Source organism: Arthrobacter sp. MYb229 (genome assembly GCF_002975405.1).
GTDB lineage: Bacteria > Actinomycetota > Actinomycetes > Actinomycetales > Micrococcaceae > Glutamicibacter.
In genome coordinates, this window is sequence record NZ_PCPS01000001.1 from 1,062,194 (window position 1) to 1,087,191 (window position 24,998).

Consider the following 24,998-nt stretch of genomic DNA (forward strand, 5'->3'; position numbering starts at 1 on the left):
GGCCATGATGGCGACTACAATTATGGCCAACCACCGCTTAGCTGACAATTCGATCGGCATCATTTGCCCTCACTGCTAGGACCATACTCGAGTGGAGTGAACTGGAAACTCTCACCGGATGAACGTTCGATTGTCTCGCCGGACAATTTGTCACTTGCTGCTGTATCGACAACAAGCAGGTCACTTTCTAGTTTTTTGGTCGCCTGACTAGACAACTTCACATCGCGATAGGCTCCGGTCTCGGCAATTTGCTCAGGACTAATATCCGATGGGAGTAAGTACGCTTCAATGATGTCCTCGGGAACTTCATACGATTGCCCAGTTGCCATGCCTATGCCTGATCTATGGAACCTCGGAAAATCCGCGCATGAAGAGGATGTTGACCAGCTGGTGTGGATCACAAGACACACATTGGATGGTTCGTCCTGCGCTACCCAATAGCTCGCTTTATCGTCTTCACCGAGGAACCGTGTCGAATCAGGATTCAAACCTCCTAACTCATCCAACACATCAAGGGGCAAACCTCTGTCTAATTCAGCCTGCGGCTCCGCCAACGCTGGGACTAGATCTTGGACCGCCATGTACGACTGGTCCGCTGCTGACACTGGCGCTGCTACTGCGACAAGGGCTAGAGCCATGACTCCCAACGCAGAAAATGCTTCTATCCTTCGCATTGCTCTCTCCTAACTTAGTACTTCACTTTGCAAGTTATCCTCAGTTGCCCAATATCTCCGGGCCTGTGAGGGAAATTCCAGAAGCACCTCTGATGCACGTCATATGCTCTTGTGAAGATCTGATTGATGGATGCTGCGGTGGTAAAACTTATTAGCTCATATGGAGCAGGTCGGTAGGTTTCTTGCGACACAGAAGCTGATGCTCCGTCCGCGCTAAAAGGCTGCAAGTTCACTACGGCACCGTTTATTGATGCTCTATACCCACTGCTTCGAGTTTGTAATTTCGATATCAGGGTGTCGTTTGCGTATGTGTATTGAGCCGCCTGAGCGGATCCAGTGGCAATTGCTACCAGAACCGTGGCGACTAATGCCGTTAGAACTGCAGCCACTAGTGCTGTTCTAACTCTTTTTGGGAGTGCCCAATGCATCCTTGACCACCATGGATAATTTGTCGTTTTGGGAATACCCTTTCCTTTTTCTGAAGATTCCCTGGCAGTCACGCTAGCATCTACAACATTTAAATCAAGGGTTGTATATAAAAACGAGATGCTGTACATGGTTTGAGAAATTATTAGACCACCCATAGGAAACCAAAGCCACGATCTCCAACCTTGGCGTCATCAGTAGTAAAATAGTCCTGGATACTGACCCTTCTATGCTTTCTGTCAATCCTTAGGCAGGGATTTTCACACTTTTTTCTTTAAGGAATGCCACGGGATTTATAATTTTCTTGCCGAGCCACACCTCAAAGTGGAGGTGATACCCGGTGGAGTTGCCATTGGTTCCGACTTTGCCAATGCGCTCCCCTGCTTCCATTTCGTCTCCGACGTTGGCGAGCACACCATTTTCGAACATATGCACGTAGAGTGTGCTGACCCGTTGCCCACCGATTTGTCCGTGGTCGATCTGAATCTGGCATGGGGATCGGCCAACCACCAGGTTGGAGCAGCTAGCCCGGATAACCTGGCCATCGGCTGCAGCATAGATCGGCGTGTCTTTCGGTGAGCTGAAGTCTTCACCTGCGTGCGGCCATTGACCCCGATTTTCACCATAGTTGTATTGGATTCTTGAAATGTTCTCCACGGGGAAGACCCATCCGGAATCGCTGGTGGGCCCATCATAGGGGTCGCCCGAGTCTGGTTTTCTGGTGTCGCCTCCGTCCTTGCATTGCGCGTAGGATTCGTCGTCTTCAGAGACTTCCACGGTGGCACCTTGCAGCGCGGCGTAGAGCAGTTCCGCGTCGGCACGCTGGCGCGCATAATTATCAGGCAGTCCCGACACTTGGACTTTTTCCGCGGCCAGCTCGTAAGGCAGCGATTCCCAGTCGGGCACCTTCTTCAGACGGCTGAAAAACGTGCCGGCTGCATAGGAAGGGTCCATGATCTGCTCAACGGTGCCCCATCCTGCACTCGGCCGTTGCTGCATGAGACTTAGCGCATCCCACGCGTGCCCGACTCCTTCATGAGGAAGATCCAGGGACTTCACCACAGTTTGACGTGCCTGTGCCCATTCGGGTTTCGTCATGATGCGGGAGCCTTCCTGGTACTCCCAGGACCCGTCGTTGGCGAGTATTTTCAGGGAGCTTTCTTGGATGGCGGTCATCAGGCCAATGATCGCGCCTTGCTGTTTGACTCCCGCTGTTTTTGCTTCGTTGATGATGATCGCAGCGTTGGTCAGTTGCTGTTTGTTGTAGGATCCAACGTCGGTGGTGGGCAGGTTTTTGACGTTGACTTCTTTCGGCACAGCCCCCTCTGGTGAACAGTCAGTTTCAATGTCGGCCTCGCTGCGGGGGCTGTCACCGAGGATAATAATTCCGCCAAAGACCAGCCCGAAGATCAGCACAGTAATCAAGCCCAAGACACCGAGGATTCCAGGGCGCTTCACGAAGGATCGCTCGTAATTTTCTCGACAATCCACTGTCCGTCTGCGCGGCTGAGCAGAAATTTCAACGAGTCAGCGTTTGTCTGCACGCTCACGGTGGCGATGGCCGGCGAGGAACCTTGAACCGGTTCTTGAACCTTCGCCACTTTCGTTGCCGTGATGTTGATGTTAGAGGTCTGTTGGAAAGTCTTCCGCGCGTTCTCTGAGAGGTAAGGCGCCAGTCCTTTGAACCACACGGCCTGCGAGAGATCCGGGCGGATTCTGACGGTCACGCGTGGGAGGAAAAAGCCGATCAGCGGACCGACGCAGAGAGCAATCACGACGGTGCCAACGCCAACCATGCCGCCCATGAACCACCCTGCAACCGCAACAGTGATTTCGATAGCCGTTCTGACCTTCCAGACCGGCTGACCCGAAATGCGCATCAAGCCCGTCATCAGTCCGTCTCGAGGGCCGGATCCAAACTGCGCGCCAAGATAGAGGGCGTCGAAGAAACTGTAGAGGATGATGCCGGTCGCGAAGTAGACGATCTGCATGGTGAGATTATCCGGAACGGGAAGTACGAGACCCATTGCGTCGGCAGCGAATCCAACGATGAAGACGTTCAGGAAAGTTCCCAGCCCCGGAAGCTCCTTGATTGGTATCCAAGCAAGCAACACCAGTACCGCAATGATATTGGTTGCCCACCCGAACGAGATGCTGAACGTATTTGCTACTCCTTCAGCTAAGACATTCCAGCTTGCTGCGCCTAGTCCGGACTGCACAAGGAGCATTACTGAAGCGCCATAGCCGGCCAGCCCCAAGAGCAGTTGCGGAATTCTGCGCAGCTTCCTGCCAGCTGAGAACTGCTGAAATGCATTCATCCGTACAAGGGTGGCAGGATTGTCACTTGCACTTTTCTTCTTCACAAAAACTACTTTCGATTAAAAACACTGCTCTAGCGGGGCTGAGAATTGAACCACCGTGGTTTGTCGGCTGAATCAGTGTGAGCGAGGAGCGTTGCAGTCCAAATCGCGGAGATCTGATCATTCCGAACTCACTACACCGACTGACTAACCATCGCTGACCTGATGTTATGCCCAAGTGGTTCGCATGACAAAACGTTAGGCCATACGTGGATAGACAGGTTTCAGGGTTCAGAGGGTCTGTGCGGCCCTCTCGCCGCCGAGTATCCGCGCATACCAGCACGTGCTCGCAGGCGGCGCTCCGGAGCGCCTCACAGGCCACTAAGCGGGTTGGCTGCCTCGTATGCGCGTGGTTCCAGTACTGCGGGCCTGGGGAAGCGGTCCAATGCTTGGGCGAGACGCTTCACGACAGCCGATGTGCTCAATGATCAGTTGGGAACGCCGCCACGTTCAACTGAATGCCCGGAGATGGTGGAGCTGCCCGCGAGGAAAGCCGGTTGCGGGGGAGCAGAGCGCAGCAATGCGCTGTTAAACCTAGAAGAGGGACACACCAACTGGTGTGCCCCTCTTCTTGTGACTAATGCGAGTCGAGCTTACTTCTCGATCGAGTCTTGCTTTTCACCCTCAACCTCATGGTGGCCGTGGGCTGCGTGTGCAGCTTCAAGCTCCGCTGGGGTAACTGGGGCAACACGATCTTCGAAGAAGAACTTCGAGATCGCCGCACGGCGCTTCTCCGAACCGGAGACGTGCCCTGCTGCATCCGGCTGTGCCGGAATGTACTTGTTGTCGTTGAAGTTGGTGAGGAGGTAACGCTTGTACACGTCGACTTCCTCGTGCTTCTCCGAGAAGCCACCCTCAGGGGACATCTGGATAATGCCAGCTTCACGACCGTGCAGTACGATCTCACGATCCTTGCGCTGCAGCGACAAGCAGATACGACGCGTCAACCAGAAGGCGAAGATTGGGCCCAGGAAGAACAGCGTACGCAACCAGTAGGTGACGTCATTCAGCGATATGTGGAAGTGAGTTGCGATCAAGTCAGACGAGGCAGCTGCCCACATCACGCAGTAGAAGACCACGCCAGCGGCACCCACCGCGGTACGGAATGGAGCGTTGCGCGGGCGGTCCAACAGGTGGTGCTCGCGGTTGTCCTTGGTGATCCAACGTTCGATCCATGGCCAGGCGAACATCACTGCGAACAGTGCGCCGGCAGGAACCAATGCAGGAAGCAGAACACTCAAGATCAAAGTGTTGTCGCCCCAAGGGAATGGAATAACCCATTCCAAGCTGAAGTTACCGAGGTAACCAGGCATCAAACGCAAGGCGCCATCGACGAAGCCGATGTACCAGTCGGGCTGGGTACCAGCAGAAACCGGCGATGGGTCATACGGACCGTAGTTCCAGACCGGGTTGATCTGGAAGAGCGCCGAAATGAATGCCACGATACCGAAGACGATGAAGAAGAAGCCACCGGCCTTCGCTGCGTATACCGGACCAACTGGGAAGCCAACAACGTTGTCGTTGGTGCGGCCTGGGCCAGGATACTGGGTGTGCTTGTGGGTCACAACCATGAACAGGTGGATCACCAGGAGCAAGATGATCACCGCAGGCACGATCATGATGTGCAGCGAGTACAAGCGGGGAATGACGTGCAAGCCCGGGAACTCTCCACCGAAGAAGAACATCGACAGGTAGGTACCAACGATAGGCAGTGCCTTCATCACACCATCGATAATGCGCAGACCGTTGCCGGAAAGCAGATCATCTGGGAGGGAGTAGCCGGTGAAACCAGCTGCAAGACCCATGATCAGCAGCACGCCGCCGACAACCCAGTTCAATTCACGTGGGCGACGGAAGGCGCCGGTGAAGAATACGCGCAGCATGTGCACGGACAGGGAAGCTACGAAGAGCAGTGCGGACCAGTGGTGAACCTGGCGCATGAACAAGCCGCCGCGAACATCAAAGGAGATGTCCAGGGTGGAAGCCATGGCGGTCGACATTCCAATGCCCTTCAGCGGCACGTACGAACCGTTGTAGGTCACGTGCGTCATCGAAGGATCGAAGAAGAAGGTTAGGAACGTGCCGGAGAGCAGCAACAGTACGAAGGTGTACAGCGCCACTTCACCAAACATGAAGGACCAGTGGTCAGGGAAGATCTTGCGACCGAATTCCTTGACCATGCCCGAAGCGCCAACGCGGGAATCGACGAAGTTCGCGATCCGTCCGGTAGCGGTCGAGGGGGTGTATTCATTAGGCGATGCCATGATTAACCACGCTCCCAGTAGCTTGGGCCTACAGGTTCGTGGAAATCGCTCTGGGCTACCAGGTAGCCGTCAGCGTCCACGGTAATAGGCAACTGCGGAAGTGCGTGTCCAGCCGGACCGAAGACTACCTTGCACTCGTTGGCAAGGTCGAAGGTCGACTGGTGGCAGGGGCACAGCAGGTGATGGGTGTGCTGCTCGTACAATGCGATCGGGCAACCCACGTGGGTGCAGATCTTCGAGTAGGCAACAATGCCATCTACATGCCAGTCTTCGCGGCCCTCGGAGATGTTCATCTCCTGCGGGTCCATGCGCATGAGCAGCACAACGGCCTTGGCCTTTTCGTTGAGCATGTTCTCTGCTTCTTCCAGACCCTCAGGGATCACGTGGAAAGCGGAGCCAAGCTGCACGTCCGAGGCCTTGATCGGGGTACCCGATGGATCGCGAGTCAGACGAACGCCGGTGTCCCACAGAGTGTGACGCATGGAATCGATCATCTCGTGCGCGGTCTTACCGGTACGGTCCAGGTCGCGGAACATGAAGATTGCGGGGATCGGAGCCAAGGCAATGGCACCGATCAAGGTGTTGCGGATCAGCGGACGGCGCTTGATACCACTCTCATCGATGACCGTGTCGATGATATCGACTGCATCCTGGCGATCTGCTTCGGAGCTGATCTCGTGACGTGATTCAACGAGTTCGTGGTCCGGCATCAGAGTCTTGGCCCAGTGAACAATACCTACACCGATACCGAGCATCGCGAATGCGGTGCCCAGGCCCAGTGCAGCGTTCTGCACACGCAGTTCAGCGAAGGTCATTTCACCCAGGTGGCCCAGGACGAAGTAAGCCACGAAGAAGAACAGCGTGCCAATGATGGAGATGGTAAATAGCAGCGCAACTTGGCGCTCGTGTCGCTTGGCTGCGCGCGGATCGCGATCTGCGAGACGCGGACGATGTGGGGGGAGTCCTGGATCGGCAAACCGGTCCTGAGCTACATCGTCAGCCTTAGCAACGGTGCCCGATTCTTCGGGACTGCCGTGACTATGGTCGCCCATGTTTCTCTCTCATCCTTCTGTTAGGAATATATGTACGTAGTGATGTTTGCGGTTTTCACCGCGAAAGCCTTAGGAAGGACGCGAGGTCAACCAAATGGTGAAGGCGATAATGATGCCCAAACCGGCGGTCCATACGAAGAGGCCTTCAGCCACTGGACCCAGGGATCCAAGCGCAGCGCCACCGGCAGAGCCATTAGCTTCGATGGTCTTCAGGAAGGTGACAACGTCACGCTTCTCGTCCGGGGTGATGTTCGAGTCGTTGAACACTGGCATGTTCTGCGGACCGGTAGCCATCGCTTCGTAAATGTGCTTCTCTGAGACGCCGGCCAGCGTCGGTGCGAACTTGCCGCGGGTCAACGCGCCACCTGCGGCAGCAGCGTTGTGGCACATTGCGCAGTTCACGCGGAATACGGTGCCACCGTGGGCTGCGTCGCCCTTGGTGGTGTCCAAATATTCTTCGTCCGGAATAGCTGGACCTGCGCCTAGGCTCGCAACATAGGCCGACATCTGCGAGATCTGGTCTTCGTCAAACTGAACTGGCTTAACCTGGGCCTGCGGGCCCTGCATCTGCATTGGCATACGGCCGGTGCCTACCTGGAAGTCAACCGCTGCGGCGCCGACGCCGATCAGCGAGGGGCCTTCCTCGGAGCCTTCGGCGTTCATGCCGTGGCAGGTGGCGCAGTTGGCTACGAAAAGCTTCTGGCCTTCCTCTACATCGGCTGCCGATGCAGAAGTGGTTTCCGCTGCCTTCGCTTCGCTTACGCTACCGGCTGCAGTGTAAAGACTGCCGGTGACCAGCAATCCGAACAACAGCAGGGCCACAGCGGCGAGCGGGTGGCGGCGCTTTTTCGAAAGAGCCTTCACTTGCTGGTTCCTCACTTAGTTTCTTGGTGTGGTGTTGCCATACTTCTGTGGAGGCAACTGATGGATATTAGTTGCCTACTGCAAGAAGTAGATGATCGCAAAGAGCGCGATCCACACAACGTCAACGAAGTGCCAGTAGTAAGACACAACGATGGCGCCGGTCGCTTCAAAGTGACCAAACTTCTTAGCTAGCATTCCTCGACCAATAATTAGCAAGAATGCTATTAGGCCACCGAGCACGTGAATGCCGTGGAAGCCAGTGGTGATGTAGAACGAGGAAGCGTACGAGTTCGAGTTCAGTGCTACGCCTTCGCTTACCAGCACGGCGTATTCGTAAGCCTGAACAGAGACGAAGATCGCGCCGAGAATGAAGGTAAGGATGAACCATTCGATCATTCCCCATTCCTTGAACTTGAAAAGTCCACCGGAACGGCGAGGCTTGAATTCTTCGGCTTTGAACACGCCAATCTGGCACGAGAACGAGCTGGACACCAGAATCAAGGTGTTAATCAGCGCGAACGGTACGTTCAGCTTTGCGGTTTCGGTCGCCCAAAGCTCGGGCGCGGCAGCCCGGAGGCTGAAGTACATGGCGAAGAGGGCGGCGAAGAACATGAGCTCGCTGGAGAGCCACACCATCGTTCCCACCGACACCATGTTTGGGCGGTTCGGCGCATGTGGCGCCGTCGTATTTGGGGCATGAGTCGCAGTTGTCACACTGTCATTATGTCTCTAAACAGGCCTCAGATACCAATGCAAACCATGGTTGAATGAGGTTTTCTACGACACACTTAGAGAACAACCGCGGAAACACGCGGAAGTAGCCGACAAACTCTTTCTACAATTCGTAGAGCTTGATCCGGCGCGCCGCACGAAACAATCGTTTATGAAACATAAACGTGCCCTAATTAGGGGTATTTTCGGCGATAAGTTCGCTGTCTTGCGGCACATCACGCAACGACACGAAGTAGCAGCGGGGGAGCAGCATCGATAGGCTTACGTACGTGTCAACGAGCCTTGCAAACGAAAAGTTCCCAACGTGGCCAGATCTTTTGGCTTCCCTGATTAGCGGAGAGAACCTAAGCCGCGAACAAGCGGCCTGGGCGATGAACGAAATCATGACCGGAGAAGCTAGCGACGTCCAGATCGCCGGCTTCCTTGTTGCGCTCCGCGCCAAGGGCGAGACCGTGGCGGAATTGACCGGTCTGGTCGACTCCATGGTGGCCAACGCGCGCGAGCTGACCATCGATGCACAAACGCTAGACATTGTTGGCACCGGTGGCGATCGCCAGAACACGGTGAACATCTCGACCATGTCTACCTTGGTGTGCGCCGGCGCCGGGGTGAAGATCGTAAAGCACGGAAATCGCGCTTCCTCTTCCTCTTCGGGTTCTGCCGATGTGCTCGAGGCGCTCGACGTGCATCTCGATGTACCGATCGAACGCCTGGTCGACGTTTATGACGAGGTGGGCATCGCATTCTGCTTTGCCAATATTTTCCACCCTTCGATGCGCCATGTTGCCGGTGCGCGTCGCGGGCTGCGGGTGCCTACCGCCTTCAACTTCATGGGACCGCTAACTAACCCGGCGCTTCCCAGCGCTTCGGCCATTGGCTGCTCGGACTTGCGCATGGCACCGATCATGGCAGGGGTTCTCGCTAGCCGAGGGTCGCGCGGATTGGTCTTCCGCGGCGATGATGGCCTGGATGAGCTCACCACCACCGCGCCCAATATGGTGTGGGAGGTGCGCGAGGGCAAGGTGGAAGAGTTCGCTTTTGACGCACAAGACCTGGGCATTGCGCGCGCGACGCTGGATGACCTGCGCGGGGCAGATGCCGCCTTTAATGCGGGAGTGGTCCGCGATATCGTCTCCGGTGCAACCGGTCCGGTGCGAGATGCCGTGGTGCTGAACTCCGCCGCGGGCATGGTCGCCTTTGCGCAGGATGCCCAGGGAAGTTTTCAGGACCGGATGCGCGCGGCAATGCTCCGCGCGGAGCATTCGCTCGATTCGGGCGCCGCCGCGAAGGCCTTGAATACCTGGTCGGCAACAACTTCCAAGATCGTCGGAAAGTAGAACGATCGTACAAGAAAGGGAGCTTGTCTCGGATGCCTGGCAATCCGAGACAAGCTCCCTTTCTTGTGGGAACAGACTCTTAGTCGTCTAGACCCAGCGAGAAGGCCGCCTCTAGATCGTGTGCCGAGTAGGCACGGAAGGCAATGTGCGTCTGCGTCTGGCGGATGCCAGGAATCTTCGACAGTCGATTGGCAATTACCTCGGCCAAGTCCTCGTGCTTGTGGACGCGTGCCACGGCGATGAGATCCCAGTCGCCGGCGACGGAATACACCTCGCTAATTCCTTCGATTTCCGAGATCTGCTTCGCCGACTCAGGAATACTGTCGGTTGCCGTCTGAATCATGACGAATGCGGTAACCATGAAAACCTCTCAACGTTAGAATTTTCCCCGCTTTTGGGGTTTTGCTTCATGAAATAACTCTAGTGCACTGCGCAGAGGAGTCCCATGTGTGAGTCAAGCCTATGCGTGGCATTAAACAATCTTTAACTTTTGTAAAAAATAATACAAGGTATTAGGATTGTAGGTATGATCGTATTAACTATCGACCAGCGTCGATCGCGTCAAGGCGAGGACAAGGTTGAAGCGCTAATAGAGCAGGCCAACTCCACGGTCTCGCACATTAGGCCGTTCCAGCGTACGGCGGGCGATGAAGTCCAAGCCGTCTTCGATGACGCAATGGAAGCAATCCATCTCGCCGTTATGATGGCCGCTTCGGGGGATTGGAGCGTTGGCCTTGGCTTTGGCCAAGTAGAACTCCCGCTGCCCAAAGAAACTCGTGCCGGCAGGGGACCGGCGTTCGTATTCGCCAGAGATGCGGTGGAACGAGCCAAGAACACGAACGCACACGTGGCTGTCGAAGGACCCACGGAAGAAGCGACTCGACTGGAAGCAGAACTCCAGCTCACCGCTTGCATCATTTCCAAACGGCGGGCGACGGCTTGGGAAGCCGGAACGTTAGCCGATCAGGGGCTGACCCAACAACAAATTGCCGCGCGCCTGGGCATCACCCAGCAGGCCGTCTCATCTAGGCTTTCAGCAGCACTATGGTTCGAAGCGAATCGCATGATGGAGGAAGCCACCAAATCTTTGTCCAAGCAACTGCGACAGATAGGGGAGTGACCATGCTCTGGGTTGCCTGGTCCGTACTTGTATTGGCCGTAGTGATCGCCGTGGCCGCCAGCTTCCTCGGCGGGGCACAGGGCGCTAAGGCGAAGTTCCGCAATGTACTCACGGTCATTGCCGCAATGGCTGCCGTAGTGACGTTAATCCTGGGACTTGCCGCCCGCCCGGACGAAGGCCCAGCCGCCGTTCCCGAAGTACTGATCATCGCGGTCAGCGTGCTTTTTGCCGTAAGCTTCGGCGGACCGCTCACCGAATTGATTTTCCAGTTGGCCTCGCGCCAGGACCAGGTGGAAGAAAGCCCAAAGACCGATGCCTCGCCACTGCGTGGCGGCTTGTGGATCGGACTGCTGGAGCGCTCTGCGGTAGTTGCGACGCTCTGGGCACATTGGCCGGAAGGCATCGCGGTCGTACTTGCGGTTAAGGGCCTTGGCCGTTTCTCCGAACTGAAAAACCATCAGGCAGCCGAGCAGTTCATCTTGGGAACGTTTTCAAGTTGCCTAGTCGCCGCCGCCGGCTATGGCCTAGGCATACTACTTCTTCACTGAGCGAAGAGCCACGAGCTTGCAGACGAGACGTCGCCCCATCAAGAAGAGTCCAAGCGCCAAAACCGTCACGATGATAAACGGCAGGGCAGCTGTCGAATTCATCGCCACCCGCAAGGCAAGTCCAAGAGCCACGGTGCCTAGCCAGACGAGAACACCGGTTGGCCATAGTCGGTTGATGGTCACCCACGGCCGGGAAATCAGCGTCATGATCAGGTAGGCGATCAGGAATGGTAGGGCCGTCATCAATATTCCACTGATTGACAGCGCGTGCTCATGTTCGCGTCGCCCCAGAAGCGCAAAGAGAACAATGAGCACAAGATCGATGCCGGCCCACAACGGCCATTTGCGAATATTTTCAGACATGATTCCATCTTAGGCAATGGCCTGAACGGATTGTGTTCCGATCAGCATCGAGCCCCGTCGCCTTCGCCACAAAAGCGCTGCGCTGCTGGCGGGCTCCGCAGATCGTTAGACTGAGAGGCATGAGAAGCTGGCCTGGTGAAGTTTGGATGGAACGGCACCAGATTGTTCTCTATTTAGCTGCGATACTCGGCGGCTGCCTGCTCGGACTGTGGTTGCCCGCGGGCAAACCCGTTCTGGAAATCACGATCAATCCACTGATTGGGCTCTTGCTTTATGCCACGTTCTTGGCCTTGCCGCTAGGAAAACTCGGCTCTGCGTTCAAAGACCTGAAGTTTCTCGGTGCGCTGGTACTCGTGAATTTCCTCTTGGTTCCCCTCGTCGTCTTTGGCCTATCGCGCTTCGTGCAAAACGATCAGGCACTCCTGGTTGGCGTCCTGCTGGTGCTGTTGGCTCCCTGCGTGGACTATGTCATTGTGTTCACGAACATTGCCGGGGGAGCAGGCCATCGGCTGCTGGCCGCAACACCGTTGCTGATGATATTGCAGATGCTTCTGATACCAGCGTTTATCTTCTTGGTAATGGGCCCAAAAGCAGTGGAACTGTTCGCGCCAGGAAAGTTTCTGGGCGCCTTTCTGGGGCTCATCGTTCTCCCTCTGGTTGCGGCTACGCTGACCAGGTTTTTAGCCCAACGATCACCCCAAGCCGGTACCCTTATCTCGGCCGCCCAGTGGTTAATGGTGCCTCTCATGATGGCGACTCTTGCCGCGGTCGTAGGATCGCAGATCGCCCTCGTGGCGACGGAGCTGCAGCAAGTGCTACGTGTCCTGCCGATATTTGTGGCTTTCGCGATCATCATGGCTGCCGCCGGAACGCTTGTCGCCAAATTATCGAATTCCGATGTTGCTGCGGGTCGCGCATTGGTCTTCAGCGGAATCACCCGAAACTCGTTAGTCGTTTTGCCCTTGGCTCTGGCCTTGCCGGCAAAATACGAACTGGCACCCACGGTTGTGGTCACCCAGACGCTGGTAGAACTGCTGTGCATGTTGATACTCATACGTTTGGTTCCGAAAATTCTCCGGCAGACAAATCCTGTCCGGAACTAGGTGAGCACTCGGCTCCACGCCAGCCGAATTTGGCTCAACGCGCAAACCCGTCGACGATCTGCTCCAGCACCTGCACGCCGACGCCGAGGCCGTCTTCGGCTCGAATTGCCGCGCCTAGCCCGGCGGCGCGGATCGCGTAGGAGTCCGTGCGGACAAGGTCGCCGAGACGATCGTTCAGGCCGGTAACCAAGTTCCTGGCCGGTAGCGGAGCCGGCCCGACCCCCAGCGCGTGCAATCGCGCGCCCCAGAACGGCTGGTCTCCAAGGAACGGGACAACTAGTGTCGGCCGCCCCGACCGCAGCCCGGCCGCTGTCGAGCCGGCACCGCCGTGGTGCACTACCGCCGAGACGCGCGGGAAGAGCCATTGGTGGGCAGCGCCCTCCATGACGAGGACATCGTCCGTCCCGGACTCGCCCGCGGTGATCCCGCCCCACCCGGTCGCAACGATCCCGCGCAAACCGTTAATCCGCAGCGCGGCCAAAATCGCCTGCCGGCGTTCGTTTGCCCCCTTGCCAAAGCCCATGGAACCGAACCCGACATACACCGGAGGGGATCCATTCGCGAGAAAGTCCACCAGCTGTGCCGGTGGCTCCCAATTGGAGTCATCACCTTGATCCAGGAACCAGTATCCAGTGACGTGGGCCGAGGATGGGTAGTCGCGGGGGATTGGCAGCACGTGTTTGCTGTATGGGTACAGGACGTGGACCGGGCTCCCGTCGGGATTCTTGAGCGGGTCCGCGAGGCGTGCAACGCGGCCCAGACCGACCTCGCGCCGGAAATCATTGATCATGGCGCCGTAGAGGATCCCAGTCATCCGCCTGAATTCAAAAGTCGCACGGTTACCCCACGCCCCGAAGGAGGCGCCGCCGAGGAAAGGCACCGGATGCGCACGCGTCGGGGTGAAAAACGGGAGCGGGAGGGAAAGCACGCCGGGCACACCCAGCGCCTGCGCGATGTGCTGCCCGGCCAAGCACTTGGGGTGGTACACCACGATGTCCGGGCGCAAGGACTGCGCGGCAGCCCAGCATTCCGAGTTCAGCTCGCGCATCGCGGAGGTCATGATTCCCAGGGTCTTCAGCGCGTCGCGCGGACCGCGCAGCTCGGGCAAGACCTCGCGCAGCAGACGCAGCATCTCGGAACCGCAGGGGTAGTGCGTGACGCTTCCGGCTCCGCCCTGCGGTACCAGATCCGCGAACCGCTCGGGGACTGCAAAGGTGACGTCGTGCCCGGAACGTGCCAGCTCACCGGCCAGGGCGGCATAGGGCTGGATGTCGCCGCGAGTACCGAACGACATGATCAAGACGCGCATGGCTAGTTCCTTCCCGACGGGACCACCTGGCGAGCAGGCTTCCCGGCACACCGCCAATGCTACTCCTGCCGGAATTCCAGGGACCGCCGTAGAATCCGGAGAAACAGCGCGTGACCAACCGGCCCTGGTAATGCGTAGCTGAACAGGGACTTGCTGGCGGCAGCGATTCGCTGCGGAAGGCAGATCATTGGTGAGGGAACTGAAGACGATGCGGTTGTTTGTGAAGCTCCGCGCTCGGTGGCGGCGCCTCGCGATCGAGGGGTGCCGCGCCCCACATTTCGTTTACCGATCGGTGCCGGGCTGTTGAATCGCTGCCATGTCGGCGGTTTCTGCAAGTAAGAAGGCCGGGACCGGAGGCTAGTAGCCCGCGCCCCGTTCAGCAGGGAAGCACGTCTGGACTTGGGACGGGCGTTCGCCGTGGGCAACAAGCAGAAAGCGCTATTCCTCTCAGCCTGCCTTCTTCTGTGTCGTTGCGAACTCTTGTCCGGCCTTGGTGCCGCCATCGACCAGAATATCGATCCCGGTCAGGTAGCCAGGTGCTTCACTGGCGCAGAACGCGATAACAGCCGCGACTTCCTCGGGCTTGCCGAATCGCTTGATTGCTGCCGACTTGATGAGGTCGCCGGCCCCGTGGTTCTCCTCCAGACGCCCCATTGCGGTGTCGAAGCTCCCCGGGGAGACCGAAACGACCCGTGCTCCCAACTCGCCGAACCGCGCCGCAACGAAACGGCTGTACCAGTGGACGAAGTTCTTGCTGATCGCGTAGGCCAGACCAGCTTTCAGCTTTGGGCCGACGAGCCTCGCTCGCTTAACGATCGCTTGCTCAAAGGCGTCGGGCTGTTGCTCGGCGCGTCGGAAAGCACGCGACGGAATCAGCAGCTTGGGAATGCTATGCCCGGCGGTTGATGCCACATTGACCAGTGCGTCGCCGGTGGCCGCCCTGGAGAGAAACGCCTGCGCAATGTTGACTGTGCCAGTTGCATTTATGCGGGCGATGCGTTCAGCCGTACCCATTTGCGGACTGATGCCAGCGGCGTGGACCACCGCGCGAACGTGGCTTCCCTCAGAGACCGCGCACTGAAAAAGGTGCTCGACGGACGCTTTCTCGGCAATATCGCACACTATGCCCGTTGCATCGATTCCGGCCATATCCAGCTCGCGCACTGCATCATCGAGGCGCGTCTGGTCGAGGTCTGCCAGTACGATTCGGTGGTCGCGCCCCATGAGTCTTGCCGTTGCTATTCCCATGCCGCCGGTCCCACCAGTGATGATTACTGTCGGTAGTTCAATTGACATGGCGGTCCTCTTCATTTGGGAAGGCAGGGGATTGTGCCCTAGTTGGTAGACAGCTGGAAATTCGGGTTGAGTACAGAGCTGCAATATCGCTGGTTCCTAGCCGTAGCCATCGTTTGACTGATGGCTGCGGATGTCCCGGGTGCCGGGCCAGCGGATCAGCTGTGTTGCTGCGTTCCACGTCGAGGTCTGGCTGATCAGGATTCTAGCGTAATCTTCTTGGATCGTCGCGGGCCGGTTCCATGCCTAATAGTCTAAGCACCACTAGGACTAATTCCGTCTGGAAGGTTCTGAGTCATCTGAACCGAGGCGGGGGAGCGCGGAGCCGATCCCGGACATCGACCCGATTGACCCGCGTTTGGTAGAACGCTTCCAAGTGTTCGGGACTAGTGGTTGTCGCGGGTGTAGCAAAACAACCTCGCACCAAAATGCATTGGGCAGCCGGGCCGACACATCCATGGTCTATTGCAGGGTGCTAGCCGCGTCCGCCCGGAGGGCCAAGGACCAGCATGGTCGAGAAAATCCCGACTACCGCAAGCAACAGGATCGCTCCGGTCAGCACCGGACGGCCCACCATCCAACGCATGGCTGCATCGGTCCATTTTCTGTCATCAGGATGGTCGCTCGCAGTTGTGCGCCATGCGCCAACGAGCTTTCCCTTGTTCTCCAGCCACTTATCAAAGGGGATAGTGAGGTAAGGAATGATCGAGGTAGCCGCGGCGCCGATAATGAGACGTTTGCTCCAGCGCTGGTTCATGCCTACGAGAACCGACATGACCACGTAGGACAGGAAGACAAACCCATGGATAAAACCGGCAATGGATACGGGCCAATCGCCGACCTTTACCCCGTATTTTAGGATCATTGCGATGATGAGCATAGTCCAGGTGACGGCTTCGGCTCTGGCAACGGTGCGATAGAGGGCGCTTGGAGACATGGGCTGATTTCAGTCCTTGAGTGGTGGGGGAGAACAACTTCGAGATTATCTCTGCCTATAGACTATCGGCTCAGACTACGTGTGTTTAATTCGCGCATTCCGTTCAATCTGACAGCGCGTGAGCTGGCGCATTTTGCTTCCGCAGAAATGAGTTCCGCCATCTGTATGCCTTGCTTCTAAAAACAGTTGCCAACAGTCGCTATTTGGCAATCGATTCCCGCATCCGTGAAACCGATATCCTTGCCGTCCGGAGAGAATTATCCGCCCATATTGAACTGGATCTGCCTCAACTAAAATGAGACAGAAATTTGAATGCCCCCAACTGCAATTAGCCGGGGCAAATGCCATGAGCAAGACCGCCATGGGGAGTGCCAGATTTCCGTTACTTTACATAATGTAGATTATCGGCTCTATAGGCAAGGGTTGAGTAGGGGCGATTACTAGCTGCTTGGCGCAGGATTGATTCGGGCAATGCACCGCCGTGACTCGGCGTCGCCTAGATGGCCGGCTCGTCTTCATTGCTGATGCGAAGTCGGTATTCGGCGAAGTCCAATGTCTGCCCGATGAATTTCTTGAGTCGCTCGTCTTGCATCGAGTAGATGACGTGCCGACCGGATTTGCGCGTCTGCAGCACTCCGGTGGTCCGAAGCCTCGCAAGCAGCTGGCCAGCAACAGTTGGGCTGACTCCAACGAATTGCGAAAGCTCCGATAAGGAATGCTCTGCCTTGGTCAGCGCCCAAAGCATTTGCAGCCTGGCTGGATCCGACAAGGTCTTGAGGATCGTCATGGACATGTCGAGCAGATCATTGGATATGATGTCCTCGCGTGTTGGCAACCCAGCGTATTCACTGGTCATGATCCTCACTCCTCGACTAGGCGCTTGGCCGGAGTTTGTGATGCCAACGACTCGCCGCACAAAGAGGCCTCGGTGCAACCATTATGGTCACGAGAACGAATAAAGCGATAGCCAAGTCATGACTTTATGATTGCCTTGATCATAGGCGCGTCGAATGAGCGAGCCACTCCCCTAATAATACTTGAAGCTTAAATTACTGTAAATAGCTTGCTGACATGGTGCATTGCATACATTGCCGAATTTCTGTCAAGGTCACCTTACCTGCTTGGTCCCTCGTGCTCGCTGACATCGGCGTGAAGAAAATTGGCAGTCGCTAGAGCTAATGGGAAGATTTAGTCATGCCTTCACTTCTGCCTGCTAGATTGCTGCGCACCCGTCGAGTCGCGCAACGTAGGCGGCGTGTAATTTCGGCTCTGCAACGCCAGAGCTTCAGCCTCGATCAGCGTCAGCGAGATCTCGTCCAACTGCTGAGTCAAAAGTTTGCAAACCCGTCGGCTCAAGCCACACGTGGCGTCTACGTTTATGGTCCGCCGGGACGTGGCAAGTCGATGCTGCTAGACGCTTTCTGCGCGGATCTGGATCAGACCGTCACCGCGCGCTACCACTTCCATGAGTTCTTCCGGGCGATCAACAAGCCAGGCGAGCATGCCGAGAAGCAGAGCCTTGGCTCGGTTTTTGCGCAGGGGTTGGAGCGTGAACTGACCGGCATCAAAATATTGCTGTTCGATGAGTTCCATTGCGTTGAACCAGGTGATGCCATGTTCATGGCCAAACTCGTCAGCTACTGCCAAGAACATGAAATTTTCCTGGTTACGACCTCGAATTACGAGCCAGAGAAGCTTCTGGATGACGAGTACTTCCACCATCTCGCGGAGCCCACCATTGAGCTAATTCGTTCAACTTTTGATGTCTTCGAGCTGGATGCAGCCGTGGATTACCGCACGCTAGCGGCACCGGCTGGAATGCGTCGCGAAGGCTACCGCGCTGGCACGCTCAACCCGGGGTACTCCCCTATTGACGAATCAGATTTTGATGTGCACATTGAGGTTGGCTACGACAAAATCGGCCCCGCTAGATACCGCGGAGCAACCATTGAAATTTCTTTTGACCAGCTCTGCCGCACCCGCCGGAATACCGCGGACTACCTCGCCCTCGCCTCCCGATTCAGCTGCTGGCACATCACCTCGGTACCCTCAAGCCAGGCCATGCCAATGGACGAGGAACGGCGTTTCGCCAACCTCATAGACGTGTTCTATGACCGGGACCTGGAGGTGCACCTTTACACCCAAGATCGATTAGAACATCTGGGACACAGGCTGCACGACACAGAACGCGCCCGGCTCGAGTCGCGTTTGGCGCAATTGCAATATTCAGAAGAAGCGACTGATCGGATCACCCAGTGAATGACCGCAAAGTTCTAGATGCCAAAGACCTCACCGATCTGGTGGTGGGGATCTTGGCAGAGTCCAAGGATCAAGTAGTCCCGATAGTCCAGCTGGGGCACCCGGTACTGCGCCAACAAGCTCAGCACTACGCGGGTCAGCTGCCCGCAGAGCTTCTCAACGAACTGCTGGCGGTCATGCGAGCGACCATGTACGCCGCTCCCGGGGTTGGGCTCGCAGCGCCGCAGATCGGCATCCCCTTGCAGATTGCGGTGCTCGAAGACTTGTACCCGATCGACGAGGAATCTGCTGCGCTACGCGAACGCACTCCCTTGGAATATCTGGAAATCTTCAATCCCAGCTATCGTGCAGCCGGTAAGCGCGAGGCGGTCTTCTATGAGGGCTGCCTGTCTTTCGAAGGATTCCAAGCTGTAGTTCATCGCCCCGCAGAGATCATCTCTAGTTACAGTGACCGCGAGGGATCAATGGTCACCCGTGAATTCTCTGGTTGGCAAGCACGAATTGTGCAACATGAAACGGATCACCTAGCGGGCACCGTCTACATCGACAAGGCGCTCACGCGTTCACTGATCGGCGAAACCGAACTGTACCGCTACCCAGGACTTGATCTGGGCCAGGCCCGAGAAGAGCTGAAATTCTAATGTCGAATAGCACCACGGTCCTGTGCCCGGTCTGCGATCAGTCCCTGGTCCTATCCACCGAGCCGCGACGCAGCCTGAACTGCCCGGACGGACACCGTTTTGATGCGGCTAGGCAAGGGTATTTCAACTTCTTAACTGGCCGCGGGACAAACTTCATCGAAGATACTGGGCCAATGGTCAACGCCCGCGAGAACTTCCAGAACCAAGGGCACTACGCGCCCTTGGCGAAGGAGCTCAGTGCTTCCATTGCCGGACACCATCCAGAGAACAAGCTTGACGTGCTCGACGCCGGCGCCGGAACTGGCTACTACCTGGGCGAAATGATCGCTTCGGCATCCGCAGCCGAGGTTGACGCGCTGGCCTTGGACATTTCACGCTATGCCATGCGGAGGGCGGCGAAACTGCCACATACGCTGGCCATGGTGTGGGATGTCTGGCGTCGCCTACCGTCGGCAGATCAATCGCGGGACGTGGTCCTGAACTGCTTTGCCCCACATAATCCAGCAGAGTTTCAGCGCGTCCTACGCAAACGCGGTGTCTGCTTGGTGGTCACCGCGGCGCAGGACCATCTGCAAGAGATCCGTGAGTCATTGGGAATGCTTGGGATCGCAGAAAACAAAGAGGCATCATTAATCGAAAAGTTCGGTGCCGCGGGATTGCGGCACCAGCAGTCGACAAACTTGAGCTATGCGATGGACCTGCAGACCAGCGACCTGTTCAACTTGGCCTTCATGGGACCGGCAGGACATCACCTCTCCCCCGAGGATTTACGCGCTAAGACCGAATCCCTCGGAGCGCAAAGAGTCAACGCATCCTTTGGAGTACATATATTCGTCCGCGAAGGCTAGAAAATACCCCAAAATGACTACCGCTTTTCTTGTCTCATTACGGCAGAATGGAGCAAAGGCCACTCGCAATTGGCCCTTGCTCTTTTGAACAAAGGTGGATGCCATGACAACGGCAGAATGGATTATCAGCAATGCCTGGGTCATTTGGCTCGCGCTATTCCTGCTGTTGGCCATAATTGAAATGATCTCGCTGGATCTTTACTTCGTCATGCTTGGCGTAGGCGCGTTGGGCGGTGTCGCCGTAGCGCTTTTCGACGGACCTATCTGGTTGCAAGTAGTCGTTTTCTGTTTAATGTCGCTGTTGATGATCTTCTTGGTCAGGCCGGTTGCCATTAAGCACCTGAAGAAATCGCCCGAAGGCTTCCGAACGAATATTGAGCGCTTGATCGGACAGGATGCGCTGATTCTGGAACCTACATCGCGTCTGTCCGGATCTGCAAAAATTGCCGGTGAAATCTGGACCGCCCGAGCCGAAGCGAATGCGGCGACCATGTCGCCAGGTTCCTACGCGGTAGTCAGCCGCATCCAGGGCGCCACCGCGTACCTCAACCCCGCGCCGAAAGACGAAGCCTAGCTTCGCCACGGTTTAACCCCTCCATTACTACGCACTAGGAAAGAGAGTACACACCATGCAAAATGGATTTGGCACGACAATTGTACTTGTCGTCCTGGCGATCTTCGTGATCGTTGTTCTGTTGCGCAGTGTTCGTATCGTGCCGCAAGCACGCGCTGGCATTGTGGAACGTCTCGGCAAATACAATCGAACCCTCAACCCGGGGCTGACGCTACTGATCCCATTCGTGGATCGACTGCTGCCAATGCTTGATCTGCGTGAGCAGGTTGTTTCCTTCCCACCGCAGCCGGTGATTACCGAAGACAACCTCGTGGTCTCGATCGATACCGTGATCTACTACCAGATCACCGAACCACGCGCCGCCACCTACGAAATCGCTAATTACATTCAGGCGGTAGAGCAGCTCACCACCACCACGCTTCGTAACGTCGTCGGTGGCTTGAACCTGGAAGAGGCTTTGACCAGCCGCGACCAGATCAACGGCCAGCTGCGTGGTGTCTTGGACGAAGCTACCGGCAAATGGGGCATTCGTGTCTCTCGCGTCGAGCTGAAGGCCATCGATCCACCCATCTCGATCCAGGATTCGATGGAGAAGCAGATGCGCGCGGATCGAGATCGCCGTGCGGCGATCCTGACCGCCGAAGGCGTCAAGCAGTCCTCGATCCTGACCGCCGAAGGCCAGCGCCAGTCTTCGATCCTGAAGGCCGAAGGTGATGCCCAGGCATCGATCTTGCGCGCAGATGGCGAATCCCAAGCCATTCAGAAGGTCTTCGATGCAATTCACGCCGGTAAGCCGGATTCCGAATTGCTCGCGTACCAGTACCTGCAGACCTTGCCGAAACTGGCCGAGGGTACGAGCAACACGCTCTGGGTTATCCCTAGCGAGCTGACCGAGGCCTTGAAGGGTATTGGCGGCGCGTTCAGCAACAGCCAGAACCCGGGCGAAGGACCGGTAGAGCCGCCAAAAAACAACTCGGGAATCTAATTTCAGAGCATGTAGGGTGAAATATCATCAGTTCGATGGCGGGGTGCGCATGACGTACCCCGCCATCGACGCGTATAATGGATGTTTTGGTGTCGCGAATATTCCCTGGGAATTATTTAGTGAGACCAATCGTTGGTACGTGTAGCGAATTCTTTAAAACACCGCGGAGGGAAATCATGAGCGATCGCAGCCTACGAGGCATGCGCCTGGGTGCACAGAGCATGGAATCTGAGGCAGGTGTGGAGCCGGCTGCCCGTCAGCGTGTGGAGTACCGTACCGAAGAGGGCGAAGGTATTTTCATCGTCTTCGCAGCCGAAGCCGAAATTCCTGCCACTTGGCTCACCAAGAGCGGCAAAGAGGCAAAGCTGGTCCACGGCGAGGCCAACGCCCCTGAAGCAGCGAACGAAAAGCCGGTACGTACCCACTGGGACATGCTGCTAGAGCGTCGCAGCACGGAAGAACTTGAGAAGATCTTGGGCGACCGCCTGACCCACCTGCGCGTTTCGCGAGGCGAATCAGCGTAGTTTTCGAAGCTTCTGCAGAAAAGGGAGGCGGTTTCCAACTCATCGAGTTGGAAACCGCCTCCCTTTTTCTATGCTCTTGGCGCTACTTCTTGGAAGTCAGTTTCTTCCAACGCGCGCCTAGTCCCCAACGGGTCACGTTCCACATTGCTTCGAACACGATGTTTCCGCTCATCTTCGAATCGCCAAGTTCACGTTCCACGAAAGTTACCGGAACCTCGACGATCTTCTTGCGCAGCATCGCCACACGGAAGGTCATGTCGACCTGGAATCCGTAGCCGCGGGACTCTACTGCGTCGAAATCGATCGCTTCGAGGGTGGTGCGCTTGAAGGCGCGGTATCCGGCGGTAATGTCGCGCAGCGGCAGGCCGAGCATGGTGCGAGCGTAGAAGCTGCCACCGCGGGAGATCAGCTTGCGGTGCAGCGGCCAGTTGACGACCTCGCCGCCCTTGACCCAGCGTGAGCCGATGACGAGGTCGGCGCCGGCGGCGCTGGCCTCCAGCAGGCGTGGAAGCTGCTCAGGCATGTGCGAGCCATCGGCGTCCATTTCCACCAGCACGTCGTAGTCGCGTTCCAGCGCCCAGCGGAAGCCAGCGATGTAGGCCGCGCCCAGGCCTTCCTTGCCGGTCCGGTGAAGTACGTGGACCGATGAGTCCTCGGCCGCGAACTTATCGGCAAGTTCACCGGTGCCGTCCGGGGAGTTATCGTCCACGATCAAAACATCCGAATCCGGAACGGCCTGTCGAAGACGCCCCACCGTCAGTGGGAGCGACTCCAATTCGTTATAAGTCGGAATGATCGTAATGACGCGCACGCGGCGGCACCTTTCTAGATATACAACAGAAGTTCCAACCTGCGGACAGGGCGGAGAGTAAAGCCAAATTCAAAGTATAGTCACCCGGAAACCCGCAGCACTATTAGACACAGCAATCCCCGGTGACTTCGGCCCAATCTCACATGCGCGAAGCGTGCGAAATGTTATCTAAGGTCACCGGGGATCGCTATCGTACTGCGTCGTTTCGAACGCAATGCAGTGCATTACGATGAGGCGCTGTCCCCCAGCCTAGTCGTTCCCCTACCCCGGCTGTCAACCATATGGTGACTACAATCTTCACTAAATCTATACTTGTCAAAGGCTAGATTTGTGATATTGAAGAACTTGCGGCAGTGGGGATTATGCTCAGGGCTAATTCCGCTAATCCAACCGGTCGAAGATCGTTACACCGGCACGCACGGTTCGCAAGCACAGCGGAATCTCTTCATCAACCACCGGAAGCATCGGCGTTCCCGCACGAGCATCGGTACTCCAGGAACTAATTCGCTCATCCGGGGTCTGAATCGCCAATTCGGACGCGCTCCACACAGCGAACGTGGCCGGAGCGCCGATGACCAGCTGCCCGGCAAACGGGTTCAGCTCGCCCATCGCACGATAGGTCGAGCGGGTTTGGCCCATGAATCCGGCGCGAGCCGAAATACTTGCCTCCGGGTTGCTCATGGACATGGCCGCGCGCACCACGGCCCAGCCACCGACCTCGGTGACCGGGGCGTCCGAGCCAAGCACCAGCGGAACGCCGCTGGAGAGCATGGCAGAAAGATTATTCATCGTTGCCGAGCGCTCGCCCAGGCGTTGCTCGTACATGCCCTCAGGGCCGCCCCAGAGCGCGTCGAAGCCCGGCTGCATGGAGACGGTGATCGAGTAGGAAAGCAAGCGTGCACGAGTTGGCTCATCTACCATTTCCACATGTTCCAAGCGGTGCCGCGCCGACTGCAGCTTGGCGATGCCGATCCGCTGCGCCGCAGCATCAAAGCCCTCGAGCAGCAAGTCCAGGGCCGCATCGCCGATCACGTGGAAAGCCGCCTGGATCCCCTGCTCCGAGCAGGCAATCAGGTGTCCGGAGATCTGCTCGACGCTCAGATAGGCCTGGCCGCGGTGGCCGGGCTGATCGCTGTAGTCTTCACGCAAGAAGGCAGAGCGGCTGCCGAGGGAGCCGTCCACGCTCAGGTCTCCACCGAGGCCAAGCACCCGGCCCTGCGGGAAGGAACGCATCAGTTCATCGGCCTGTTCGGCGCTGTCCACCAGCTCGCCCCAGTATGCGTAGACCTGCGGCAAAGCCGAGAGGTCCGCGGCCAGCAGCTGGTCCAGCGCCGCACGGCCCTCGAGCTGCGGGGCGGCCATCTCCACGACCGTGGCAAAGCCACGCGAGGCGTAGTGTTCCAAGGCCAGCTGCTGGAATTGTTCCACCGCTGGGCCTTGGGTCAGCAACGCCCGGCGTACCTCGTCGTGCTCGGCGCCGCGGACAAGGCCGGAGTCGATGGAGCCCAGACCTAGCCGGTCCAGCAGCTCCCGGTTCACCAGGGCGCTGTGCACGTCGCGCCTGGACAGGTAATATGGCCGGCCAGCGGCGGCCGAGGTCAGATCGGTTTCGTTCGGAAGCGAAGGGTCGGACCACGCAGTTTCATCCCAGCCCTGGCCGACCACCACATCTTCAGCGGTTTTGGCGCGCTGCGCCAGCAGGCCCAGCAGTGCCGTGGCCGAGCCGGCGCCGGTCAGGTCCGCTCCCCCGAGGCTGCGGCCGAGGGCCGCCAAATGGGCATGGGACTCCACAAACGCCGGGGTCACCAAGGCGCCTTGAAGATCTATCACCCGATCGGCCTTCGCAGCATAACGGTCGGCGGCCTCTTCACCGCCCAGCCAGGCGACGGTATCCCCGTCGATGACCAGAGCCGTTGCGAAAGGATCGGCCGCGGAATAGATGGATCCATTGCGGTACAAGGTTAGTGCCACGAG

General features: G+C 57.4%; 25 protein-coding genes. 10 read left to right on the forward strand and 15 right to left on the reverse strand.

From position 1 onward, the window contains the following. Positions 1 to 59: 59 nt before the first annotated feature. The 7 genes from CQ019_RS04995 to CQ019_RS05025 form a co-directional block, all read right to left on the reverse strand. The gene (locus tag CQ019_RS04995) at positions 60 to 674 is read right to left on the reverse strand and encodes a hypothetical protein (RefSeq protein WP_096284493.1); all 615 of its coding nucleotides are present in this window, start codon (positions 672 to 674) and stop codon (positions 60 to 62) included. A 672-nt stretch (positions 675 to 1,346) separates the two neighbouring features. Further along, positions 1,347 to 2,531, reverse strand: coding sequence for a M23 family metallopeptidase (locus CQ019_RS05000; RefSeq protein WP_146113320.1), 1,185 nt, complete (start codon positions 2,529 to 2,531; stop codon positions 1,347 to 1,349). A 23-nt stretch (positions 2,532 to 2,554) separates the two neighbouring features. Continuing rightward, on the reverse strand, positions 2,555 to 3,463 hold the full coding sequence (locus CQ019_RS05005) for a YitT family protein (protein WP_219843893.1): 909 nt from the start codon (positions 3,461 to 3,463) through the stop codon (positions 2,555 to 2,557). A 590-nt stretch (positions 3,464 to 4,053) separates the two neighbouring features. Continuing rightward, on the reverse strand, positions 4,054 to 5,724 hold the full coding sequence (locus tag CQ019_RS05010) for a ubiquinol-cytochrome c reductase cytochrome b subunit (RefSeq protein WP_096284489.1): 1,671 nt from the start codon (positions 5,722 to 5,724) through the stop codon (positions 4,054 to 4,056). A 2-nt stretch (positions 5,725 to 5,726) separates the two neighbouring features. Next, positions 5,727 to 6,776, reverse strand: coding sequence for a ubiquinol-cytochrome c reductase iron-sulfur subunit (locus CQ019_RS05015; RefSeq protein WP_096284487.1), 1,050 nt, complete (start codon positions 6,774 to 6,776; stop codon positions 5,727 to 5,729). Between the two features lie 69 nt (positions 6,777 to 6,845). Beyond that, complete coding sequence (locus CQ019_RS05020) at positions 6,846 to 7,640, reverse strand: c-type cytochrome (protein ID WP_096284485.1); 795 nt, start codon at positions 7,638 to 7,640, stop codon at positions 6,846 to 6,848. A gap of 75 nt (positions 7,641 to 7,715) precedes the next feature. Continuing rightward, positions 7,716 to 8,354: a heme-copper oxidase subunit III gene (locus CQ019_RS05025; protein WP_096284483.1), complete on the reverse strand. Its 639-nt coding sequence runs from the start codon at positions 8,352 to 8,354 to the stop codon at positions 7,716 to 7,718. Positions 8,355 to 8,641: 287 nt separating this feature from the next. Here CQ019_RS05025 and trpD point away from each other — a divergent pair, with 287 nt between their 5' ends. Next, a complete protein-coding gene (gene trpD, locus CQ019_RS05030; protein ID WP_096284481.1) occupies positions 8,642 to 9,709 on the forward strand; it encodes an anthranilate phosphoribosyltransferase in 1,068 nt (355 codons plus the stop codon). A gap of 79 nt (positions 9,710 to 9,788) precedes the next feature. Here trpD and CQ019_RS05035 read toward each other — a convergent pair whose 3' ends face one another. Continuing rightward, positions 9,789 to 10,070, reverse strand: coding sequence for an Lrp/AsnC family transcriptional regulator (locus tag CQ019_RS05035; RefSeq protein WP_096284479.1), 282 nt, complete (start codon positions 10,068 to 10,070; stop codon positions 9,789 to 9,791). Between the two features lie 165 nt (positions 10,071 to 10,235). On the opposite strand from CQ019_RS05035, the gene CQ019_RS05040 reads away from it, so the two are divergent. Further along, a complete protein-coding gene (locus CQ019_RS05040; RefSeq protein ID WP_096284476.1) occupies positions 10,236 to 10,829 on the forward strand; it encodes a sigma factor-like helix-turn-helix DNA-binding protein in 594 nt (197 codons plus the stop codon). Between the two features lie 2 nt (positions 10,830 to 10,831). Beyond that, complete coding sequence (locus CQ019_RS18685; RefSeq protein WP_096284474.1) at positions 10,832 to 11,377, forward strand: hypothetical protein; 546 nt, start codon at positions 10,832 to 10,834, stop codon at positions 11,375 to 11,377. Here CQ019_RS18685 and CQ019_RS05050 read toward each other — a convergent pair. Continuing rightward, positions 11,363 to 11,740 carry a DUF3054 domain-containing protein gene (locus tag CQ019_RS05050; protein WP_096284472.1) on the reverse strand — a complete coding sequence of 126 codons (378 nt, stop codon included), beginning with the start codon at positions 11,738 to 11,740 and terminating at the stop codon, positions 11,363 to 11,365. The genes CQ019_RS18685 and CQ019_RS05050 overlap by 15 nt on opposite strands. 119 nt (positions 11,741 to 11,859) lie before the next feature. On the opposite strand from CQ019_RS05050, the gene CQ019_RS05055 reads away from it, so the two are divergent. After that, positions 11,860 to 12,843, forward strand: a complete 984-nt coding sequence (locus CQ019_RS05055; RefSeq protein ID WP_096284470.1) for an arsenic resistance protein — start codon at positions 11,860 to 11,862, stop codon at positions 12,841 to 12,843. A gap of 34 nt (positions 12,844 to 12,877) precedes the next feature. Here the strand turns inward: CQ019_RS05055 and CQ019_RS05060 are convergent, their stop codons facing one another. From CQ019_RS05060 to CQ019_RS05075, 4 genes are all read right to left on the reverse strand, one after another. Continuing rightward, positions 12,878 to 14,152 (reverse strand): glycosyltransferase, encoded by a 1,275-nt coding sequence (locus CQ019_RS05060; protein ID WP_105569065.1) that lies wholly within the window; start codon positions 14,150 to 14,152, stop codon positions 12,878 to 12,880. Positions 14,153 to 14,599: 447 nt separating this feature from the next. Continuing rightward, positions 14,600 to 15,448 carry an SDR family oxidoreductase gene (locus tag CQ019_RS05065; protein WP_096284466.1) on the reverse strand — a complete coding sequence of 283 codons (849 nt, stop codon included), beginning with the start codon at positions 15,446 to 15,448 and terminating at the stop codon, positions 14,600 to 14,602. A gap of 472 nt (positions 15,449 to 15,920) precedes the next feature. Further along, positions 15,921 to 16,382, reverse strand: coding sequence for a DUF3817 domain-containing protein (locus tag CQ019_RS05070; RefSeq protein ID WP_096284464.1), 462 nt, complete (start codon positions 16,380 to 16,382; stop codon positions 15,921 to 15,923). Between the two features lie 496 nt (positions 16,383 to 16,878). Continuing rightward, positions 16,879 to 17,238: a helix-turn-helix transcriptional regulator gene (locus CQ019_RS05075; RefSeq protein ID WP_096284462.1), complete on the reverse strand. Its 360-nt coding sequence runs from the start codon at positions 17,236 to 17,238 to the stop codon at positions 16,879 to 16,881. Positions 17,239 to 17,576: 338 nt separating this feature from the next. Between CQ019_RS05075 and zapE the strand changes: the two genes are divergently transcribed. The 6 genes from zapE (at position 17,577) to CQ019_RS05105 (ending at position 22,213) form a co-directional block, all read left to right on the forward strand. Next, the gene (zapE, locus tag CQ019_RS05080; RefSeq protein ID WP_096284460.1) at positions 17,577 to 18,641 is read left to right on the forward strand and encodes an AFG1/ZapE family ATPase; all 1,065 of its coding nucleotides are present in this window, start codon (positions 17,577 to 17,579) and stop codon (positions 18,639 to 18,641) included. Next, the gene (locus tag CQ019_RS05085) at positions 18,638 to 19,282 is read left to right on the forward strand and encodes a peptide deformylase (protein WP_105569066.1); all 645 of its coding nucleotides are present in this window, start codon (positions 18,638 to 18,640) and stop codon (positions 19,280 to 19,282) included. Before zapE ends, CQ019_RS05085 begins: the two co-directional genes overlap by 4 nt. Continuing rightward, entirely contained in the window at positions 19,282 to 20,130 is an 849-nt protein-coding gene (locus CQ019_RS05090) for a putative RNA methyltransferase (protein ID WP_146113321.1), read from the forward strand. The genes CQ019_RS05085 and CQ019_RS05090 overlap by 1 nt, the downstream gene beginning before the upstream one ends. 103 nt (positions 20,131 to 20,233) lie before the next feature. Further along, positions 20,234 to 20,704 carry an NfeD family protein gene (locus CQ019_RS05095; RefSeq protein ID WP_105552117.1) on the forward strand — a complete coding sequence of 157 codons (471 nt, stop codon included), beginning with the start codon at positions 20,234 to 20,236 and terminating at the stop codon, positions 20,702 to 20,704. A gap of 55 nt (positions 20,705 to 20,759) precedes the next feature. Beyond that, complete coding sequence (locus CQ019_RS05100; protein ID WP_258133442.1) at positions 20,760 to 21,689, forward strand: SPFH domain-containing protein; 930 nt, start codon at positions 20,760 to 20,762, stop codon at positions 21,687 to 21,689. A gap of 176 nt (positions 21,690 to 21,865) precedes the next feature. Next, positions 21,866 to 22,213: an RNA polymerase-binding protein RbpA gene (locus tag CQ019_RS05105; RefSeq protein WP_096284452.1), complete on the forward strand. Its 348-nt coding sequence runs from the start codon at positions 21,866 to 21,868 to the stop codon at positions 22,211 to 22,213. Positions 22,214 to 22,295: 82 nt separating this feature from the next. Here CQ019_RS05105 and CQ019_RS05110 read toward each other — a convergent pair whose 3' ends face one another. Together CQ019_RS05110 and CQ019_RS05115 are read right to left on the reverse strand one after the other, a co-directional pair. Beyond that, positions 22,296 to 23,024 (reverse strand): polyprenol monophosphomannose synthase, encoded by a 729-nt coding sequence (locus CQ019_RS05110; protein ID WP_096284450.1) that lies wholly within the window; start codon positions 23,022 to 23,024, stop codon positions 22,296 to 22,298. Positions 23,025 to 23,405: 381 nt separating this feature from the next. After that, on the reverse strand, positions 23,406 to 24,995 hold the full coding sequence (locus CQ019_RS05115) for an amidohydrolase (RefSeq protein ID WP_105569068.1): 1,590 nt from the start codon (positions 24,993 to 24,995) through the stop codon (positions 23,406 to 23,408). Positions 24,996 to 24,998 lie beyond the last annotated feature (3 nt).

Excerpts from the sequence above, each read along its gene's own strand:
- zapE (WP_096284460.1), top strand. The coding sequence starts at position 17,577 with ATGCCTTCACTTCTGCCTGCTAGATTGCTGCGCACCCGTCGAGTCGCG.
- CQ019_RS05040 (WP_096284476.1), top strand. The coding sequence starts at position 10,236 with ATGATCGTATTAACTATCGACCAGCGTCGATCGCGTCAAGGCGAGGAC.
- CQ019_RS18685 (WP_096284474.1), top strand. The coding sequence starts at position 10,832 with ATGCTCTGGGTTGCCTGGTCCGTACTTGTATTGGCCGTAGTGATCGCC.
- CQ019_RS05090 (WP_146113321.1), top strand. The coding sequence starts at position 19,282 with ATGTCGAATAGCACCACGGTCCTGTGCCCGGTCTGCGATCAGTCCCTG.
- CQ019_RS05095 (WP_105552117.1), top strand. The coding sequence starts at position 20,234 with ATGACAACGGCAGAATGGATTATCAGCAATGCCTGGGTCATTTGGCTC.
- CQ019_RS05010 (WP_096284489.1), bottom strand. The coding sequence starts at position 5,724 with ATGGCATCGCCTAATGAATACACCCCCTCGACCGCTACCGGACGGATC.
- CQ019_RS05050 (WP_096284472.1), bottom strand. The coding sequence starts at position 11,740 with ATGTCTGAAAATATTCGCAAATGGCCGTTGTGGGCCGGCATCGATCTT.
- CQ019_RS05035 (WP_096284479.1), bottom strand. The coding sequence starts at position 10,070 with ATGGTTACCGCATTCGTCATGATTCAGACGGCAACCGACAGTATTCCT.
- CQ019_RS05015 (WP_096284487.1), bottom strand. The coding sequence starts at position 6,776 with ATGGGCGACCATAGTCACGGCAGTCCCGAAGAATCGGGCACCGTTGCT.
- CQ019_RS04995 (WP_096284493.1), bottom strand. The coding sequence starts at position 674 with ATGCGAAGGATAGAAGCATTTTCTGCGTTGGGAGTCATGGCTCTAGCC.
- CQ019_RS05060 (WP_105569065.1), bottom strand. The coding sequence starts at position 14,152 with ATGCGCGTCTTGATCATGTCGTTCGGTACTCGCGGCGACATCCAGCCC.
- CQ019_RS05070 (WP_096284464.1), bottom strand. The coding sequence starts at position 16,382 with ATGTCTCCAAGCGCCCTCTATCGCACCGTTGCCAGAGCCGAAGCCGTC.
- CQ019_RS05075 (WP_096284462.1), bottom strand. The coding sequence starts at position 17,238 with ATGACCAGTGAATACGCTGGGTTGCCAACACGCGAGGACATCATATCC.
- CQ019_RS05055 (WP_096284470.1), top strand. The coding sequence starts at position 11,860 with ATGAGAAGCTGGCCTGGTGAAGTTTGGATGGAACGGCACCAGATTGTT.
- CQ019_RS05065 (WP_096284466.1), bottom strand. The coding sequence starts at position 15,448 with ATGTCAATTGAACTACCGACAGTAATCATCACTGGTGGGACCGGCGGC.
- CQ019_RS05105 (WP_096284452.1), top strand. The coding sequence starts at position 21,866 with ATGAGCGATCGCAGCCTACGAGGCATGCGCCTGGGTGCACAGAGCATG.
- CQ019_RS05100 (WP_258133442.1), top strand. The coding sequence starts at position 20,760 with ATGCAAAATGGATTTGGCACGACAATTGTACTTGTCGTCCTGGCGATC.